Source organism: Aquimarina macrocephali JAMB N27, assembly GCF_000520995.1.
Lineage (GTDB): Bacteria > Bacteroidota > Bacteroidia > Flavobacteriales > Flavobacteriaceae > Aquimarina > Aquimarina macrocephali.
This window is the reverse complement of the sequence record NZ_JACA01000129.1, coordinates 1-779: the sequence shown is the minus strand read 5'-3', so window position 1 is coordinate 779 and position 779 is coordinate 1. Positions and strand designations below refer to the sequence as shown.

At 32.5% G+C, this 779-nt stretch carries 1 protein-coding gene and 1 pseudogene; both read left to right on the top strand.

What is annotated here, in order from left to right; translation table 11 throughout:
- Nucleotides 1-324: leucine-rich repeat domain-containing protein (locus Z054_RS29650; protein WP_024773146.1), on the top strand; the 324-nt coding region annotated here is incomplete at its 5' end.
- 34 nt (nt 325-358) lie between these two features.
- Nucleotides 359-779: pseudogene (locus Z054_RS0127440) on the top strand (hypothetical protein); the annotation flags it as partial.

Sequence of the window (779 nt, the reverse complement as noted above, 5' to 3'; positions counted from 1 at the left end):
ACTATTACAATCAACAACAAAAACATCACCAGAATCCCTGATAATATAGATCAACTAACAGGATTAGAAAGCTTAAATGTAAACAGTAATAATCTGGAGACCATTCCTTCATCAATAGGTAATATGAACACTTTGGTTGTTTTAACACTAGCTAATAATCAATTAAGCACCGTACCATCAGAGTTAGGTCAGTTAACAGGTCTAGGACTATTAAGCTTAACGAATAATCCAATATCTAGTATACCTACAGAAGTCTGTGATCTACAAACATCAAACGGAGGTATACTTACCATAATCTCTGATGCCGGGGAAGGTTGTAATTAATAAAAAGTTGTCATTCACTCTTAATATAAAAATCATGAAAACATATATCCATAATAATCTATACATAATCGTTTATCTCTTAATCATTTTTTGTGTTATAAGTTGTAGTAAAGATGACGAGCCAGCATCTGTCGAAATTGTAAAAAGCAATGCTAAACAAATTACAAATTTTAAGTTTTTGTCTGCCAACAACACGATATTATCAACAGATGTAACAGCAAATATAGATACCATAGCCAAAACTATTACTGCTACATTACCTGTTGATACTCCTTTAACAACATTAACACCTACAATTGATGTATCTGCAAAGGCTAGTTTTAATCCTACAGGAGAGCAAGATTTTACTAATCCCGTGACCTATACCGTTAGTGCAGAAGATGGGAGTACAAACAGTTTTGAGGTAACTCTTGTTAGTAATAGCAGTGCTAAACAAATTACAAGTTTTGTATTTC